This window comes from Deltaproteobacteria bacterium GWA2_45_12, assembly GCA_001797365.1.
Classification (GTDB): Bacteria; UBA10199; UBA10199; order UBA10199; family UBA10199; genus UBA10199.
Genome location: MGPH01000045.1, coordinates 1 through 16,249, shown reverse-complemented (window position 1 = coordinate 16,249; position 16,249 = coordinate 1). Strand labels below are relative to the sequence as shown.

Genomic DNA, 16,249 nt, shown 5'->3' with positions numbered 1-16,249 from the left:
AATTTTTTCAGGAATTCCCAACGCCATATTTAGCCAGTTTATTGTACAAGGTCTTCCGCCCTATCCCCAAAATATTGGCCGTTTCTGAGCGGTTTCCGGAAACGTGCTGCAGGACTTCAAGAATGTATTCTTTTTCAATATCGGCCAAAGGCTTTTTACGACGAGCCCACTCAGACATGGGGAGCACATCATCCTCTTCCTTGGAGAAAAGAAGATCTTCGGGAAGAATCCATTCATTTTTTGAAAACAGGGTGGCACGTTCAATCACATTTTCCAATTCACGCACATTGCCCGGCCATGAATAATCGATGAGTATTTTCATGGCTTTTTGGGAAACTCCCTTGATTGCATGAGCGTGTGTTTTTTTCATTCTTGCCAAAAAATGATCGATAAGCAGGGGAATATCTTCCTCCCTGTTTTTTAATGGAGCAATTTCAAACTGCATGGCATTCAGGCGATAATAAAGATCCTCTCGAAACTGCTTCTGCTGTATTTTTTCTTCCAGGTTCTGATTTGTGGCAGCAATAATACGAACATTGACTTTGACGCTATTTAAGGAGCCCAAGGGTCTTATTTCCTTTTCCTGCAAGGCTCTCAAAATTTTTGGCTGAACATTAATGGGCATATCCCCAATTTCATCTAAGAAAATAGTTCCATTGTCAGCTTCCTGGAAAAGCCCGATTTTATCGGTGCGAGCATCGGTGAAAGCCCCTTTTTTATAACCAAACAATTCCCCTTCCAAAAGGGCATCCGGAATCGCTGAACAATTAATGGCGACAAATTTTTTATTGGCACGGCTGGAAGTGGCATGTAACGCACGAGCCACCATTTCCTTTCCCGACCCACTAGGACCGGTAATGAGAACATTGACCGAACTATCCTTGATACGTTCAATCAGATCAAAAATACGCTTCATGTCCATCGACCGCCCCACCATGCCATAATAAATATCTCCTTGAGGCGCCTGTTGATGAAGCCTGACAATTTCTGTACGTACAAATCCAAATTCCATACTTTTATGGACCAACAATAAAAGACGTTCAGGATGGATGGGTTTTTCTAAAACATCAAAAGCACCACATTTCATGGCCCAAAGAGCTTGATCCACCACGTGGGTGTCAATAAGAACGATGACGGGCATTTCAGGCTTTTGAATCAAAAGTTCGGAAAGCATGTCACGACCATTGATATTGGCCGCATGGAACCCCATAAGAACAACGGAATAGTCTGTTGGGTTAGGTACTTCCTCAAATTTGGGATACCAATCAACACAATCAAAGCCCTCCCTCTTAAGAACCTCAACAATGAGTTGGGACTCAAAAGGATTAGGCTCGACCAGCAAAATGACTTCTTTTTCTTGCATGTTTCTTAATGACCCAATTTTTAAATGAAAACTGTGTTATTTTAACACGGTTATTTTGAAGATGAAAAGCTTGATTTAAGAAATTTTGACAGAAAAACAGGAGGAAGTAATCAGCAACTTATTAACTTACTGTAATTACTATGTTTTTATTTAAATTAATGATGTCTGTTTTTTGGCTATTTAAAATAAGTGTCTAAACTTTGATATAAACTGATGGACCTTGGTATGGTTGGTTTGAGAGCCATGAGTCTTGTGAAAAATAAGATTCACCAAGACGGAACCTATCACAACACCATCGGCTAAGGGGGCAATTTGAGCTGCCTGATTGGGAGTTGAAATCCCAAAACCTACACACACAGGAATTTTCTTCACAGCCCGAATCTTGTCTACCTGGGCTTTTATTTCATCGGTAACTTGAAGTTTGGCCCCCGTCACTCCGGTTAATGAAACATAATAAATGAATCCGGAGGCATTTTGAGTGGCGAGCTTGATACGTTTTTCATCCGAGGTGGGAGCCAACAAATAAACCAAATCAATAGAATGAATTCTTAAAGCCTTTCGAAGGCTATGCGATTCTTCAGGGGGACAATCCACAATAAGAAGGGCATCCACACCCGATTGGGCCGCTTTTTGGGCAAATGTCTCTTCCCCCATAACAAAAATGGGATTGTAGTAACCCATGAGCAAGATAGGAATCTGGGTCTTTTTACGAACACGGGCCACCAAATTTAAAATATCGGATAAAGTGACTTTCTTTTTCAAGGCGCGCTCTGAAGCCGCCTGAATGACAGCCCCGTCAGCCATGGGATCAGAAAATGGAACTCCCAGCTCGATAATATCCACGCCGGCTTTTTCAAGGGTAAAGATGAGTTTCTCCGTTTCTTTTAAAGAAGGATCTCCCGCCGTAATGAAAGGTATCAGGGCTTTTCGTCCTTCTTTTTTTAATTGGCGGAATGTTTTTGAGATTCGAGACATAATGGATTGGTACGGGCAGGTTTGTAACCTGCCCTTTTTGGGCGGGCCACAGACCCGCCCCTACAATTTCACCCCCATCACCTTGGCCACAGTCCCCATATCTTTATCGCCGCGTCCTGAAAGATTCACCACCACAATCTCTTCTTTTTTTGTCTGGGGAATAAATTGTGGCAAATATCCCACAGCATGGGCCGATTCAAGAGCAGGAATAATCCCTTCCGTTCTGCTTAATAAGGTAAATCCCTCCATGGCCTGGTCATCAGTCACTGAAACATAGCGGCACCGACCTGACTCATGGAAAAAAGCGTGTTCTGGCCCAACACCCGGATAATCAAGCCCTGCTGAAATGGAATGAGTGGGCAGAATCTGTCCCTGTTTATCTTGCAACAAATAGGTTTTATTCCCATGCAAAACACCCACGCTGCCTGCTGAAATGGAAGCGGCATGCTTGCCACTGCGGATTCCAGAACCTGCGGCTTCCACTCCGATCATTTTGACAGAGGCCTCTTTATAGTAGGGATAAAAAAGTCCCATCGCATTGGAGCCCCCCCCGATACAGGCCACCACATAGTCGGGTTTTGCGTAACCATATTCTTTAATTTGTTTTTTGGTTTCATGTCCGATAATCGACTGAAAATCGCGCACAATTGTTGGATACGGATGCGGGCCTGCAACAGTGCCAATACAATAGAAGGTATTTCTTACATGGCTTACCCAGTCACGAAGGGCCTCGTTCATGGCATCTTTTAAGGTTTGAGTTCCTGAAGTCACGGGATGAACCTGGGCCCCTAAAAGCTTCATCCGAAAAACATTGAGCGACTGGCGATGAACATCTTCCTCACCCATATAAACTTCACATTGAAGATCCAAAAGAGCACACATGGTTGCGGTTGCCACCCCATGTTGACCGGCCCCTGTTTCGGCAATCACGCGTGGTTTGCCCATTTTTTTGGCCAATAAGCACTGCCCCAAGGTGTTGTTCACCTTGTGCGCGCCTGTATGACACAGATCTTCACGTTTAAAGAAAATTTTGGCCCCACCCAATTTTTCAGTGAGTTTTTGGGCAAAATACAAAGGCGTGGGACGCCCAATGTAATGCTTGGCATAAGTTGCAAACTCTTTTTTAAAGGCAGGCGTCTTGGCAATAAGCTTGTAGGCCTTTTCCAATTCATCGAGGGCGGGCATGAGTGTTTCAGAGACGTATTTTCCGCCAAAAATTCCAAAATGCCCTGATTTGTCGGGATTGTGTTTCATGTTACAGGTAGGGGCAATTCATGAATTGCCCTTACGGATTACCCTTACAATTCTTCGTCGACCACGCTCTTACACGGGCCACAAACTCTTCCATTTTCTGTTTATCTTTGATCCCCGGAGATTCTTCCACTCCACTAGCTACATCGACAGCATAGGGTTTGACAGCGTCTAGGGCCATTTCAATATTATCAGGCTTTAACCCACCGGATAAAAAAAGTTGACCAAATTTTTTAGCCTCGCGCGCCAAATGCCAGTCAGAAATAACTCCGGTTCCTCCAAACGCTTTTTCAACATGGGCATCCACTAAAAGCCACCGGCTTTCATACTTGGGGATTTCAATCAAATCCTGTTCCGCCTTCAATCTAAATGCCTTAAACCACGGACGCCCCACCTGATTGCAGTATTCCGGCGTTTCATCACCGTGAAATTGCAGGAAATCAAGATTGAACTCAACAGCAATATCCAAGACTTCTTTAAGATCGCGATTAACGAAAATACCCACCTTTTCCACATTCCCCGGAATTTCCTCAAAAATATCAAAAGCAAGTTCGGGGTCGATATAACGCGGTGAATCCGGATAAAAATTAAATCCCAACAAATCAGCTCCGCAATCAAGGGCATCCATGGCATCGTCTAAATTGGTCAAACCGCAGATTTTAACAAGAACTGACATATGTTTGTACGGGCGCCGCTTGCTGCGCCCTTCTCTGCCGGCGTGTGGGGCGCACCAAGGGGCGCCCCTACCGAATCAATTCCTTCAATTTCTTTACCACATTCCCTTCCCTCATCAACATTTCCCCAATTAAAAAACCGGCATAACCCGCTTCCTTAAGTTTGACAAGATCTTCCCGCGTTTTGAGCCCGGATTCACTGATAGCCACTACCCCTTTTGGAATCGACGGAATAAGATCGAGAGAAGTTTTTAAAGATACATCAAAAGTTTTTAAATTCCGGTTGTTCACCCCAACTATCTTCGGCTTTATTTTTAAAACCCGTTCCAATTCTTTGCCATCGTGGACTTCAACTAAACAGGCCATGCCCAGTTCAAAAGCAAGGGCCTGATAATCCTTAAGCTGGGCGTCATCCAAACAAGCAGCAATCAGCAACACGGCGTCCGCATCATAAGCGCGGGCCTGATAAAGATGGTATTCATGAATGGTAAAATCCTTGCGCAAACAGGGAAGTTTGACGTGTTTTTTGATGGCTCCCAAATAATTTAAGGAACCCTGAAAAAAAAATTCATCGGTTAAAACTGAAAGGGCTTTCGCTCCGCCTTCTTCATAAGAAAGAGCTATATCCACGGGTTTGAAATCAGCACAAATAATCCCCGCTGACGGAGATGCTTTTTTGATTTCGGCAATGATGTTGATGGCATCATAGTTGGCAAAAGTTCCCATAAACGGGCGTGCCGGCGCAGCATCCACAGCCCGTTTCTGGATATCAGCCAAAGAAATTTGGCGTTTATTTAATGCCAACTCTTCTTTTTTGTATTCGATGATTTTGTCGAGATGGGTAACCAAACAATCTCCTAAAAAGTTAATGCTTATTCGTCCACTCCACCAACTCTTCCAGCTTCTGATAAGCCTTTCCTGACGAAATAGATGCTTGAGCCAAAAGCAATCCTTCTTTCATATCACTGGCCTTGCCCGCCACTCTTAACGCCAGGGCGGCATTCAAATGCACACAATGATCTAGCGGCATGGAATGTCCTTTAAGTACCTGTTTTAAACGTTTGGCATTTTCATCAGGGGTGCCTCCCCCCAAATCTGAAAGCTTGCAATAAGAATACCCGACTGTTTTTGGATCAAAAATTTCCTCAAAAATATTTCCCTTATGCAGGAAGCAGAGGGAGGAAGGCCCCGTTAAAGTAAGCTCATCAAGGCCATCGTGCCCCCAAACGGCACCTACGGACTGGCTTCCCAGATTTTTCAAAACACTCACCATCAGTGGAAGCAGATTTTTGGAATAAACACCCACCACCTGTTTTTTAACAGAGGCCGGGTTGAGCAAGGGGCCCAAGAGATTAAAAATGGTTTTGGTCCCGATTTTTTTTCGAATGGGCGCCAATTCTCTTAAAACCGGATGGAATTGGGGCGCAAACAAAAAACCGATCCCCACTTCATCAATACATCTTGCGGCTGCATCCGAAGAAAGATCCAGTTTCACCCCCAATGCTTTCAGAATATCCGCACTGCCGGATTGCGAGCTGACCGCCCTGTTTCCATGCTTGGCCACACAGACACCGGCCCCCGCCACTACAAAAGCCACGGCACTTGAAATATTAAACGTGCCTTTTTGATCCCCTCCCGTGCCACAAACATCAATGGCGTCAGGATTTCTTAAATGAATGGAAGTGGCTTTGGCTTTGAGGACACGTACAGCCCCTACAACCTCATCTAAAACCTCTCCCTTGTCACGCAAGGCGCATAAAAACGCTTCAACATCTTGCGGATGCATTTTCCCATGAATCATCAATGAAAAAATATTTTCTGCCTCTTTTTGATTGAGACTTTTCCCCTCTTTGAGCTGTTTAATAATTTCGCCAATCATATTTTTTAACTTTCTCATTACTCCCAAAGCCTTGTCAAATTATGCTTTGAGAATAAACCAAGTTCAGTTACAAATTCCTTTCATGGATATTCAACTCATAAAACAGAACCTGAAAACCAAATGGCTGGGAAAGACCATCCACTTTGAAGAAACCACTGACTCAACCAATGGTTGGGCCCTGCAAAGCCTGCAAAAAGGGGCCAGACCTGGAGAGGTTTTTCTGACTCATTTTCAAACCAAGGGTCACGGGCGTCTCAAACGCACTTGGGAATCCCCCAAAGACAAGAACATCCTTGTAAGTTTTATTGATAGCCAAACAGCCCAACCCGAGCACACCTATCAACTCACTTTGGTGGCAGGCGTGGCCATTTTGGAGGCGTTAGAAAACCGGATCCGTGGAATCAAGTTTGAACTTAAATGGCCCAATGATATTTTGGTAAATGGCAAAAAGCTGGGGGGCATTTTATGCGAAAAAATATCAAGCCATCCCTATGCCGTTATCGGGTTTGGACTCAATGTCAACGTGGACAAAAATGATTTCAGCCCTGAAATTAAAGATGTGGCCACGTCCCTTCTTTTGGAAACCAGCAAACCCCAATCACGCGAAGAAATCATTGCCGCCTGTTTTAAGAGTTATGAGCGTTGGCGCCAGATTTATGATACCAAGGGTCTCTCCCCTGTGATTGATGCCTGGAACCGATATTCAGCCATTCTGGGACAAAAAGTAACCGTCACAGAAAATGGAAAGTCCTATGAGGCTATTGCCAAGCATTTAACCAAAGAAGGCTTCCTTGTGGTGGAAACCGGGGAACAAACAATCACATTGATTTCAGCCGATGTTTCGCTTAGGTAACCATTTTTAGGTAACAATTATGCTTCTTGCCATAGACATTGGAAACACCAATACCGTTCTGGGCTTGTATCACAAGGACAATCTCGTCCATCATTGGCGTTTGGAAACAAAAAAAGAACGCACGGCTGATGAATGGGCCATTTTTTTAAAAGAACTTCTCCAATTCGAGAAAAAACAATTCTCCGAAATCACCGACGTCGTCATCTCCAATGTGGTTCCCTCCATGCAGCGCGCCATCACCGAGATGTGCAGCCGCTACATCAAAAAAAATCCACTCATCGTCGGCCCTGAAATCAAGATCGACATGCCGATCGAAACGGACAATCCCAGCGAAGTGGGAGCCGACCGCATTGTAAATGCGGTCGCGGCCTTCCACCGTTTTAAAACACACTTGATCATCGTGGATTTTGGAACCGCCACCACGTTTGATTATGTTTCAGCCGAGGGCGAATACTGCGGCGGCTTGATCGTCCCCGGAGTGGGCATCTCCGCGGAAGCCCTCTTTACAAGAGCTTCCCAACTCCCCCGCGTGGACATCGCCAAGCCTAAGAAGGTCGTCGGCAAGAACACCGTCGAGTGCATGCAATCCGGCATTTATTACGGTTATGTGTGTTTGGTGGATGGCGTGATCGAAAAAATGGAAAAAGAAATCGGCCATAAAGCCAAGGTACTCGCCACCGGTGGCCTGGCGCACTTAATCGCGCAGGATTCCAAACGCATTGACGCGGTGGATGAATTCATCACTCTCGAAGGATTGAAGTTAATTTACGATTGGAACTGCCCGGGGCCTTAAAACCAATCGGGAAGTTTTTCCTCTTTAAAAATCATTTCTCGCTCAGCAAGATGCCGTAGAAAAATTTCGCCATCCTCTTCCGGTTGAGTAGCTCCATTTGAAACATATATCTTTTGAATCCCTGAAGGAACATTTTCCAACCGCTGGAAACCACTCCCATTGCCAAGATAAAGATCCAAACCAGCCACCTCCTTCGGGAGGGCCGCAAGTAATTTAACAACAGTGGCTCCGGATTGCAGATCATCTTCAACGACAAGCACCCTTTTCCCTTTCAATGAAGAAAGATCATCGAAGGCTTGCAAGGATCGCTTCCCTCCATAATCATCCTCGGGAATATTGACTGCAACGGTGGGCAGCCCAAGGTCTTCAAAAATTGGTTCAAAAGCAAATCCTTCCGGACCAACAATGAGGGCCACATCATAATTGCCTTCACGCACCGCACGCTCTGCTACGCAAAAAGAAGCCAGATAGGAATGGGGAAGACGTGTATTCTCCACATCTCTTTTTTTAGCAAGGGTCAAACCTCTATCGCGATAGCGGCCCACGGCCAATTCCTCCGCATACAACACTAAAAATGAGGAAGGGGATGACAAAGAGTTCAGCAAGCTTTCATAAGGATTCACTTTCAATAGGTCACCCATCCGCCTTGCTATCTCTTGTCCGCTTTGAAAGGAACGCAAGACTCCTTCCAAATGCGTTAGAAGACGGGCTCTCAATTCAAACACACCGGGCAAAAGGGGATTAAATGAATTCCATAATTCGATGAGCGCTTCCCATTTTTTTTTCAAAACAGAGGCAAGATCGGGAGAGTTGCGCTGAGCTTCTGGCAGGATGTCTTTAAATCTTCGATCCACCTTTAAAAGGCGCCCCAAATTTGTTCCAAACCGTTCATGGAGTTCAAAGAACAGAGTATTGGGAATATGAGAAGGTGTATTTTGGGGATGATGAATCTTCACCCCCAAACCTTCGATTCGATCCACAGTCTCGGGCTGTAAAATACTAATACCCATATCAGGGTCGAGCCATGGAGAATGATTGAAATAAACGCCAATGCGCTGTGGATTATACGGTAACAACAATCTTACCGCTTCTGCGATGCTAGCGCCTGTTACCGCATCCTTATCAAGAAGCAACACTCTTTTCCCCTGAATATCTCCAAGAGCCACAGGAGTAACCCAATGGGACACAGGCTTACTCCGACCATGAGCATGGATCTCGACAATTAAAGTGGGGATGCCAAGCGTTTGAGCAATAAAACCAGAGTACAGGCCTCCCTTGGCAATAGCGATGCAAATGTCATACTCTTTTGAAATCGCGAATAAACGAGGTGCTTCCCACAAACTTTGAGCCGGTGGGGTCTTGTCACCATATCCGGCGACATATCTCTCAAAACCGCAGTCAGAAGCAGCAACCAATTCATCAGAAGAGTCAAGCAAGTCAAAAACAAAATCCTCCCTTTTCTTATAAACTGCCAAAACTTTTTCATATTCTTCAAGTGCCATAAGAACAACAGGGGCATCGTAGGAATAACGATTCAGCGGATAACGCTGCATATAAAGCTCCACAAGCCGACGAAGTCCGGAATAATCATGAAGGGGTTCAAGAATTTTTCGTGCCTGAAAAAAATTGTCGTCCTTATCAAAAAATAATTTGCATAACTTTATAAGCTGGCGTTTCTGCTCCTTGGTGGGAAAGGGAGTCCTCTTTACTTCATCGAGCAATCTTTTACGCAAGTCATATATATCAAAGTCATTTTCATCATAGGGCCCTCTAGCCAGACGGCCATAGCATTCCTCAAATGAAAATCCAGTTACAGGTCTCAATTTATCTTCATTTTTAGGTCCCATCATTGCCGACAAATACTCGGGTACAGCTCCAAAAATATTCGGCTTCACTCTTACATTTTCTAAATTAGTCCCAATGGGCAAAGCCGAAGAATAACTGCTCCGCCCCGATTGAGGCGCTGCCATCCTCAAAGGCAAAGGAGAAGGAGGCAATGGCCGCAGCCCTCTCGGGGCACGAACTGGCCTTAAGAAAGGCGTAGCCATCCGCGGCATCTGATAACGCCCTATTCCCGATAATGGACGAAAACTTTGAAACATAGATTTAAACTATCAATATTATTGTAATTTTTAACCTGATCTGTTTGCATTCTTATCGCACTCTTTAGGAAAGAGTTGCTCTGATTTGCTCATTGACAAATAAGATGTACACTGTACATTAAAATCATGAAACGGTTTTCAGCCACCGAGGCCAGAGTTAATTTTTTTAAGATTTTAGACCTTTCCGTCCAGGGGGAAACCGTTATTATCGAAAGAAACGGCATCCCTATCCACTTGGTTCCCCACCCCAAAAAGAAAAGGGCAAAGAAGACGGATTACTCCTCTCTCATTCATAGCAAAGTCGATGATGCCGAGACTTGGTCATGGGAATGGGAGCCCAACAAAGAACTCACATTAAGAAAAAATAAGAAAGAATCATGAAGCCCACCTCTGTTCTAATTGATACCCATATTTTACTGTGGATTCTTTCCAAGTCAAAAAAACTAAAAGATGTCCCCTGGATCAAGGAGTTTAATTACTTAACTTTATCCCCCATTTCTTTACTTGAAATAAAATTTTTAAAGGAATGTGGGAGAATAGATCTTGAATTCGATGAACTGATCGGAAAACTCAAAAAAGATACGGCGTTTCACATTGATGACATTAGTTTTGATGAGGTGTGCACGGCTGCTTTCTCTTTCCCTTGGACAAGGGACCCCTTTGATAGACTTCTTGTCGCCCATAGCCAAGTACGAAACATTCCTTTAGGAACCTGCGATACCATGATCAAAAAACATTATTCACATACCGTCTAAATTTGATCAGTTTTAATCATTGAATAAACCAAACCCCTAAAATCACCAAGGCCACCACGAATCGGTAATAGGCAAAAATGTCGAAGGAATATTTTTGAACAAAGCGGAGAAGATATTTAATGCACAAAAAACCTGTGAGGGCTGAAACACCCATCCCCACCAAGGCAGGGGGCGAAACTCCCTGATCAATAAAATCAGGCAGTTTGAGTAAGCACGCCCCAAAAGTAATCGGGGTTGCCAATAAAAATGAAAAACGCGCTGCGGTGACACGGTCCATGTGGCGGAACAAACCAGCCGTAATCGTCACCCCCGACCGCGAAACCCCCGGCACCAAAGCCAGGCATTGGGATAAACCAATCCATAAACCATCTTTCATATTCACATGATTTATATGGCGATGTCCCTTTCCTTTTCTGCCAGCTACCATCAACACAAAACCCATCGCCGCCATATTAAAGGCAATAAGCAGGGGATTTCTAAAGGTGGTTTCTGCCCACTCATCTAAGAGTAATCCGGCAATCATGGCCGGGATGGTGCCGATGATGATCCAGAGAAAAAGATTGAAGCTCGCGGACTCGTCGCTCGTAATACGGGTTCGCGAGCCCTCGAGCTCATGAGCAACACCCTTCCCTCGAGCGACGAGCGACGAGCAACGAGCGATAAGGTGAAAAGATCCCGAAAGGATATGAAACCAATCCTTCCAAAAATAACCAACAATGGCGAGTAAAGTCCCAAAGTGGAGGGCAACATCAAAGGTAAGGCCGGGATCTTCAAAACGAAAGAACCAAGGGGCTAACACCAAATGAGCCGAACTTGAAACCGGCAAAAATTCGGTAGCCCCTTGCACAAAACCTAAAAGCGCCGCTTCGGCATAGGTCATGGAATATCCTTAATTCTGCACTTCATCCTTTGGCACTTGCTTCATTGAAAGCTTGATTTTTCCACGTTCATCGACACCAATGCATTTTACCTTCACACGGTCGCCTTCTTTGACAATGTCATCGACAAACTTCACACGGTGGTCAGCCAATTCGGAAATATGAACCAAACCATCGGTCTTTGGCAAAATTTCAACAAAGGCCCCGAATTCCATGATTTTTCTGACCTTACCATCATAGATTTTTCCAACTTCAGCCTCAGCCACCAAATCCTTCACCATTTGTTTGGCGCGTTCAATGGCTTCGATGTCGGATGAATAAATTTGCACCAATCCATCATCATTAATATCAATCTTCACACCGGTGGCCTCAATAATACCGCGGATATTTTTTCCACCACTACCGATGACGTCTTTGATTTTTTCTTTACGAACCGTAAGACTGTGGATTTTGGGAGCATGCGCAGATAACTCTTCGCGATGCACATGCAGGGCTTCTTTCATCTTGCCCAAAATATGCAAACGACCTTCACGCGCCTGCTCCAAAGCTGTCGTCAAAATCTCAGAAGTAACTCCTTCAATTTTGATGTCCATTTGAAGGGCCGTGACACCATTGGCTGTCCCTGTCACTTTAAAATCCATATCTCCCAAATGATCTTCATCGCCCAAAATATCTGAAAGAATGGCCACACCATTGCCTTCTTTAATAAGGCCCATGGCAATACCGGCCACAGGGGCTTTCACGGGGACACCGGCATCCATCAAGGCGAGCGATCCGCCGCACACTGTAGCCATCGAGGATGAACCGTTGGATTCAAGAATTTCAGAAACAATCCGAACCGTATATGGAAATTCTTCTTTTGTAGGCATCACTTTGGCCAAAGATCTTTCAGCTAAAGCCCCATGCCCCACTTCACGACGTCCAGGAGAACGAAGGGGTTTTACTTCGCCCACTGAAAAGGCCGGGAAATTATAATGAAGCATGAATGATTTTTCCGTATTCCCTGAAATGGAATCGATTGTTTGGCTGTCATCCGAGCCCCCCAGCGTTACCACAACAAGGGCCTGGGTTTCACCACGAGTAAAAAGGGCCGAACCGTGGGTTCGGGGAAGAATACCTACTTCACAAGTAATGGGACGAATCTCTTTAAGCCCACGAGCATCGATACGCTTTTTGTCCTTAAGGATCATGGTACGCATAACCGTGGCCTTTACGTTTTCGTAGTCACCACCAATTTGCAAAAGACGTTCCGGCGTTCTGTCCGCTTTATTGGGATATAATTTTTCTACAAGCTCTTTTTTGAGTTCAGAAAGAAGCTGGTAACGCTCTTGTTTTACCGGTAAAACCATGGCCTGACTCACCCTGGCTTCAAGGGCTTGGGCAGCAGCCGTGATAGCGGCATCTTTGACAGGAGGGGCCACTGCTCTTTTGGCTTTTCCAATTTTTGCGGCCAATTCCTTTTGCAAGGCAATGATGGGTTTGAGTGATTCGTGGGCATATTGAATGGCATCAATCATGTCCTTTTCGCTGACTTCTTTGGCACCACCTTCAACCATGACCACGGCATCTTCGCTGGCGGCCACAATAAGGTCGATATCACTTTCTTCCATGTCAACAAGGGAAGGATTCAAGACAAACTGCCCATTAATGCGACCCAAGCGGCAACCGGCAATGGGTTTGACAAAGGGAATGTCAGAAACCATCAAGGCCACTGATGTGCCTGTAATGGCCAGCATGTCTGATTCATTAATGCGGTCATAGGAAAGCACCATCGCAATCACTTGCGTTTCATAATTATAACCTTCAGGAAATAAAGGACGGATGGGACGATCAATAAAGCGGGAGGTCAGTGTTTCCCTTTCAGTCGGGCGACCTTCCCGTTTAAAAAACCCGCCGGGAATTTTTCCGGCAGCAAATGTTTTTTCGATGTAATCAACAGTCAAAGGCAAAAAATCAATGCCTTCCTTGGGGGACACAGCAGCGGTCGCTGCCACCAAAACAACTGTATCTCCACAACGGATGACAGCAGATCCACCAGCCTGTTTGGCCAGCTTGCCTGTTTCAATAATAATTTCCTTACCTCCAAATTGTACCGAAACACTTACGGGGTTGGACATAAATACTCCTCTAATATTTGGGTAGCTTGTGAAATTAAGGGGGAGGCTTTGCTTTTGAAAGGAAGGTATCTTTAACTCACTGATAATCTAACAATTTAAAAAAACTTTTTTTAGATTGTTAAATTATCAGCCAAACCCTCCAAACAGATGAAGCCTAAAAAACCCCTTATTTTCGAATGCCAAGCTCTCCAATAAGTTTTGAATAACGAGCCGTGTTGGTATCTTTAATGTAATCCAACAACTTGCGTCGTCGACCGACCATCTGCAAAAGACCACGACGGCTTGAAAAATCTTTTTTATGGGTATCAAAATGCTTAGTCAGCTCCTCAATCTTTTTGGAAAGAATGGCTATCTGAACTTCACTTGAACCCGTATCCTTTTCATGCACACGGAACTTAGAGATGATTTCTTGTTTTTGTTCTCCAAACAACATAGGGGCGAGTTTTTACATGGTTAAGAAAATTTTGTAAAGGGGTTAATTGGGCCTATTACTTAAGGGGCCTAAGGCCTGTAATTCCCCGGCCCAACCGACTTAAAACATGGGGTGGCAAGCCTCTATTCCAGGCTCGAGCCGATCCATGACGTGATGGAGGCGAAAAAGGCACCTGCTTGGGAGGCCTCATTTTGGCTTTTGATGCCAAAGGTGGTTCAGAGGCTCCCTTGGGAGTAACAGGAGTATCTGCCGGTAAACTTGCGTGTGGTTCCAAGACAAGACCATTCCCATCTCCAGCCCCCAAGCCTTGGGAAATGGGAGGCTCGAGCTCTTGTAAAGCCAAACGATGCCCTGCCACTTGCCGCGCATGTTCATCAAAAGAGGGTTTTAAAAGGTCATGAGCCCGCCCAAAAACCCGGACTTGGGCAGGATAAAAATGAACCCCTTCTTTGGCTCGTCCCAATAAATAATAAAGTGTCTTTTGAGTTGTCGGAGTTAAATGAGTCTTTGCCAATTCAATGATTTTCATCGCCACAGAAATACCATCTTGAAACGCCAATTGATGTTCAACCCAGCGTGGATCACCTCCCCTTCCCTTCAACATTTCCAAAGCCTCCTCGGCGGCTTGACAAATCAGATTCATATTTATCGTTCTATAAATAGCGGGCAGTGCGGGGGGGGTTGGCTTTAGAGTAGTGGGCCTTATATCTAATCTTGGAAGTTCATCAGAAGCTCCTTGATAGATTTCTTGACTGGGCAAAGCCAAAACCTTTGTCCACTCATCCCCCAAACTCTCTTCCATAAAGCGAACAGTGTTTTGCGATGCGGGGTCTTTTTTTAGTGTCAATTCCCTCGTCTCCTGGCGGATGGATGCGGATAAATTGGGAATATCATGGATTCTTTCCAAACGAGCAAAATCATCAACAGCAACGCAATAAAAATCAAAGGCAAAAGTTCCCAGTCTTTCGCCTTTCGCATTGTACAAATAAAGGGGAAGCTGGCAATGGCGCCCGCCGTTATTGATAAGATTGGCTCTACTTAAATCAGCGACAAGATAGAGGGTTTGATCTTTAGGAATCGATTTCTCGGGGTTAAAAGTAAGCGATGAAGTAATCCCAAAAGAACGCGCCACACGCATGCTGGCCATAACCCCCACAGCATCAGCAGCAGCCAAGAGTGCAGTCATCGGATCTGCAGGAGAATCAATTACGGCTCCGATCAAACTTTCATCCCTGTTGAAAAAATATTCCAAATGAAGGCCTGTTGGATTTTCCTTTCCGTTCACAAAGGGATAAGGAAGCCCCGAAAGAACCTCGCCGGCCAGAAGCTTTTGAAAAGGAATCTCTTCAAAAGTCGTAGGAAGGACGGTCCCCTCTTCTGAATCCAGGGAAGCCAGTTTCTTTCCTGAAGAAGAAACAAGGTCAAGATGCCATCCTCTTTCACGGCGTTTCCAAAAAATGCGGCATTCTTGCCCCAGAAGCACTGGCGCTTCGTAACGGATGGTCAAAACATTTTCTGTAAAGCGTCCATTTAATTTTTGTATCACAGCTTGCAAAACAGAATAAATGGCCCCTCCATGGGCTAGGGCTGGATAACCGCGCATACTCTCAGAAAAGGTAAAGGGGATTCCTTCAGTTCCTTTTTGGGAATCGACGGGAGGAAGATCGGGCACGGTAAGATTCCGATTCGTGAAAAAACTCCTTCCCGGAATGGCGCTCTCTTTGGCCAAAGCGCGAAACGCTTCGTCAACGCGACGGATGTTGGCACCTTCAGCCAAGGGGCGCTTGTAAGGAAGCCACCCATCTACAACAACCTTATCGTTTAAAGTGGAATATCCGCTACTTCCCCCATTGTATACAATGAATCTTCCATCCGTCAGGGTGATCACATGACTGAATTGAAGATCCGTTGGCAATTCACTGACAACCTCCAGATATCCCGCCCCCACCATTTTTTCGCGTGGTCCAAGCAGGTTGTGATGATTTAGTTTAGATACTGGATCTTGGACTCTTATGACAAGACTTCCATCTTCCAACTCGCCTACAGCGTATCGGGTATAATCCTTCGGCATTTGATGGAGTGATGTGATTGTTATAACTCCCGGGCGAACCAAGGGCCTATTGGCAAGTTTGAGACTGTTTGATATGCGCCCCTGACACTGGAGGGAATGGATAGG

At 45.1% G+C, this 16,249-nt stretch carries 14 protein-coding genes and 1 pseudogene; 4 read left to right on the top strand and 11 right to left on the bottom strand.

The genetic code is table 11. The features are described from left to right. Positions 1–7 precede the first annotated feature (7 nt). The 6 genes from A2048_09180 to A2048_09155 all read right to left on the bottom strand — a co-directional run bounded on the left by A2048_09180 (position 8) and on the right by A2048_09155 (position 6,160). Positions 8–1,363 carry a hypothetical protein gene (locus tag A2048_09180; GenBank protein OGP08477.1) on the bottom strand — a complete coding sequence of 452 codons (1,356 nt, stop codon included), beginning with the start codon at positions 1,361–1,363 and terminating at the stop codon, positions 8–10. 180 nt (positions 1,364–1,543) lie between these two features. Next, positions 1,544–2,338 carry a tryptophan synthase subunit alpha gene (locus A2048_09175; protein ID OGP08476.1) on the bottom strand — a complete coding sequence of 265 codons (795 nt, stop codon included), beginning with the start codon at positions 2,336–2,338 and terminating at the stop codon, positions 1,544–1,546. A gap of 60 nt (positions 2,339–2,398) precedes the next feature. Next, entirely contained in the window at positions 2,399–3,592 is a 1,194-nt protein-coding gene (locus tag A2048_09170; protein OGP08475.1) for a tryptophan synthase subunit beta, read from the bottom strand. A 31-nt stretch (positions 3,593–3,623) separates the two neighbouring features. Next, entirely contained in the window at positions 3,624–4,265 is a 642-nt protein-coding gene (locus A2048_09165; protein ID OGP08474.1) for a hypothetical protein, read from the bottom strand. Between the two features lie 67 nt (positions 4,266–4,332). After that, positions 4,333–5,112: a hypothetical protein gene (locus A2048_09160; GenBank protein OGP08473.1), complete on the bottom strand. Its 780-nt coding sequence runs from the start codon at positions 5,110–5,112 to the stop codon at positions 4,333–4,335. A gap of 16 nt (positions 5,113–5,128) precedes the next feature. Continuing rightward, positions 5,129–6,160: an anthranilate phosphoribosyltransferase gene (locus A2048_09155; GenBank protein OGP08472.1), complete on the bottom strand. Its 1,032-nt coding sequence runs from the start codon at positions 6,158–6,160 to the stop codon at positions 5,129–5,131. A gap of 64 nt (positions 6,161–6,224) precedes the next feature. On the opposite strand from A2048_09155, the gene A2048_09150 reads away from it, so the two are divergent. Both A2048_09150 and A2048_09145 read left to right on the top strand, forming a co-directional pair. After that, the gene (locus A2048_09150; GenBank protein ID OGP08471.1) at positions 6,225–6,995 is read left to right on the top strand and encodes a biotin--[acetyl-CoA-carboxylase] ligase; all 771 of its coding nucleotides are present in this window, start codon (positions 6,225–6,227) and stop codon (positions 6,993–6,995) included. A 19-nt stretch (positions 6,996–7,014) separates the two neighbouring features. Then, positions 7,015–7,788, top strand: coding sequence for a pantothenate kinase (locus tag A2048_09145; protein ID OGP08470.1), 774 nt, complete (start codon positions 7,015–7,017; stop codon positions 7,786–7,788). On the opposite strand, the gene A2048_09140 is transcribed toward A2048_09145, so the two are convergent. Then, positions 7,785–9,845 (bottom strand): hypothetical protein, encoded by a 2,061-nt coding sequence (locus A2048_09140; GenBank protein OGP08469.1) that lies wholly within the window; start codon positions 9,843–9,845, stop codon positions 7,785–7,787. The genes A2048_09145 and A2048_09140 overlap by 4 nt on opposite strands. 171 nt (positions 9,846–10,016) lie before the next feature. Here A2048_09140 and A2048_09135 point away from each other — a divergent pair, with 171 nt between their 5' ends. Both A2048_09135 and A2048_09130 read left to right on the top strand, forming a co-directional pair. After that, on the top strand, positions 10,017–10,271 hold the full coding sequence (locus A2048_09135; protein ID OGP08468.1) for a hypothetical protein: 255 nt from the start codon (positions 10,017–10,019) through the stop codon (positions 10,269–10,271). Continuing rightward, positions 10,268–10,645, top strand: coding sequence for a hypothetical protein (locus A2048_09130; GenBank protein ID OGP08467.1), 378 nt, complete (start codon positions 10,268–10,270; stop codon positions 10,643–10,645). The genes A2048_09135 and A2048_09130 overlap by 4 nt, the downstream gene beginning before the upstream one ends. 16 nt (positions 10,646–10,661) lie before the next feature. On the opposite strand, the gene A2048_09125 is transcribed toward A2048_09130, so the two are convergent. From A2048_09125 to A2048_09110, 4 genes and pseudogenes are all read right to left on the bottom strand, one after another. Beyond that, positions 10,662–11,525, bottom strand: a complete 864-nt coding sequence (locus tag A2048_09125) for a hypothetical protein (protein OGP08466.1) — start codon at positions 11,523–11,525, stop codon at positions 10,662–10,664. Between the two features lie 9 nt (positions 11,526–11,534). Beyond that, positions 11,535–13,640, bottom strand: a complete 2,106-nt coding sequence (locus tag A2048_09120) for a polyribonucleotide nucleotidyltransferase (protein OGP08465.1) — start codon at positions 13,638–13,640, stop codon at positions 11,535–11,537. Between the two features lie 166 nt (positions 13,641–13,806). Beyond that, positions 13,807–14,073 carry a 30S ribosomal protein S15 gene (locus tag A2048_09115; protein ID OGP08464.1) on the bottom strand — a complete coding sequence of 89 codons (267 nt, stop codon included), beginning with the start codon at positions 14,071–14,073 and terminating at the stop codon, positions 13,807–13,809. A 55-nt stretch (positions 14,074–14,128) separates the two neighbouring features. Beyond that, positions 14,129–16,249: pseudogene (locus A2048_09110) on the bottom strand (hypothetical protein).

Bases quoted from the DNA above. Each gene is read 5' to 3' on its own strand.
- A2048_09180 (OGP08477.1), bottom strand. From the start codon at position 1,363: ATGCAAGAAAAAGAAGTCATTTTGCTGGTCGAGCCTAATCCTTTTGAG.
- A2048_09125 (OGP08466.1), bottom strand. From the start codon at position 11,525: ATGACCTATGCCGAAGCGGCGCTTTTAGGTTTTGTGCAAGGGGCTACC.
- A2048_09145 (OGP08470.1), top strand. From the start codon at position 7,015: ATGCTTCTTGCCATAGACATTGGAAACACCAATACCGTTCTGGGCTTG.
- A2048_09120 (OGP08465.1), bottom strand. From the start codon at position 13,640: ATGTCCAACCCCGTAAGTGTTTCGGTACAATTTGGAGGTAAGGAAATT.
- A2048_09170 (OGP08475.1), bottom strand. From the start codon at position 3,592: ATGAAACACAATCCCGACAAATCAGGGCATTTTGGAATTTTTGGCGGA.
- A2048_09115 (OGP08464.1), bottom strand. From the start codon at position 14,073: ATGTTGTTTGGAGAACAAAAACAAGAAATCATCTCTAAGTTCCGTGTG.
- A2048_09165 (OGP08474.1), bottom strand. From the start codon at position 4,265: ATGTCAGTTCTTGTTAAAATCTGCGGTTTGACCAATTTAGACGATGCC.
- A2048_09130 (OGP08467.1), top strand. From the start codon at position 10,268: ATGAAGCCCACCTCTGTTCTAATTGATACCCATATTTTACTGTGGATT.
- A2048_09150 (OGP08471.1), top strand. From the start codon at position 6,225: ATGGATATTCAACTCATAAAACAGAACCTGAAAACCAAATGGCTGGGA.
- A2048_09135 (OGP08468.1), top strand. From the start codon at position 10,017: ATGAAACGGTTTTCAGCCACCGAGGCCAGAGTTAATTTTTTTAAGATT.
- A2048_09140 (OGP08469.1), bottom strand. From the start codon at position 9,845: ATGCCGCGGATGGCTACGCCTTTCTTAAGGCCAGTTCGTGCCCCGAGA.
- A2048_09175 (OGP08476.1), bottom strand. From the start codon at position 2,338: ATGTCTCGAATCTCAAAAACATTCCGCCAATTAAAAAAAGAAGGACGA.
- A2048_09155 (OGP08472.1), bottom strand. From the start codon at position 6,160: ATGAGAAAGTTAAAAAATATGATTGGCGAAATTATTAAACAGCTCAAA.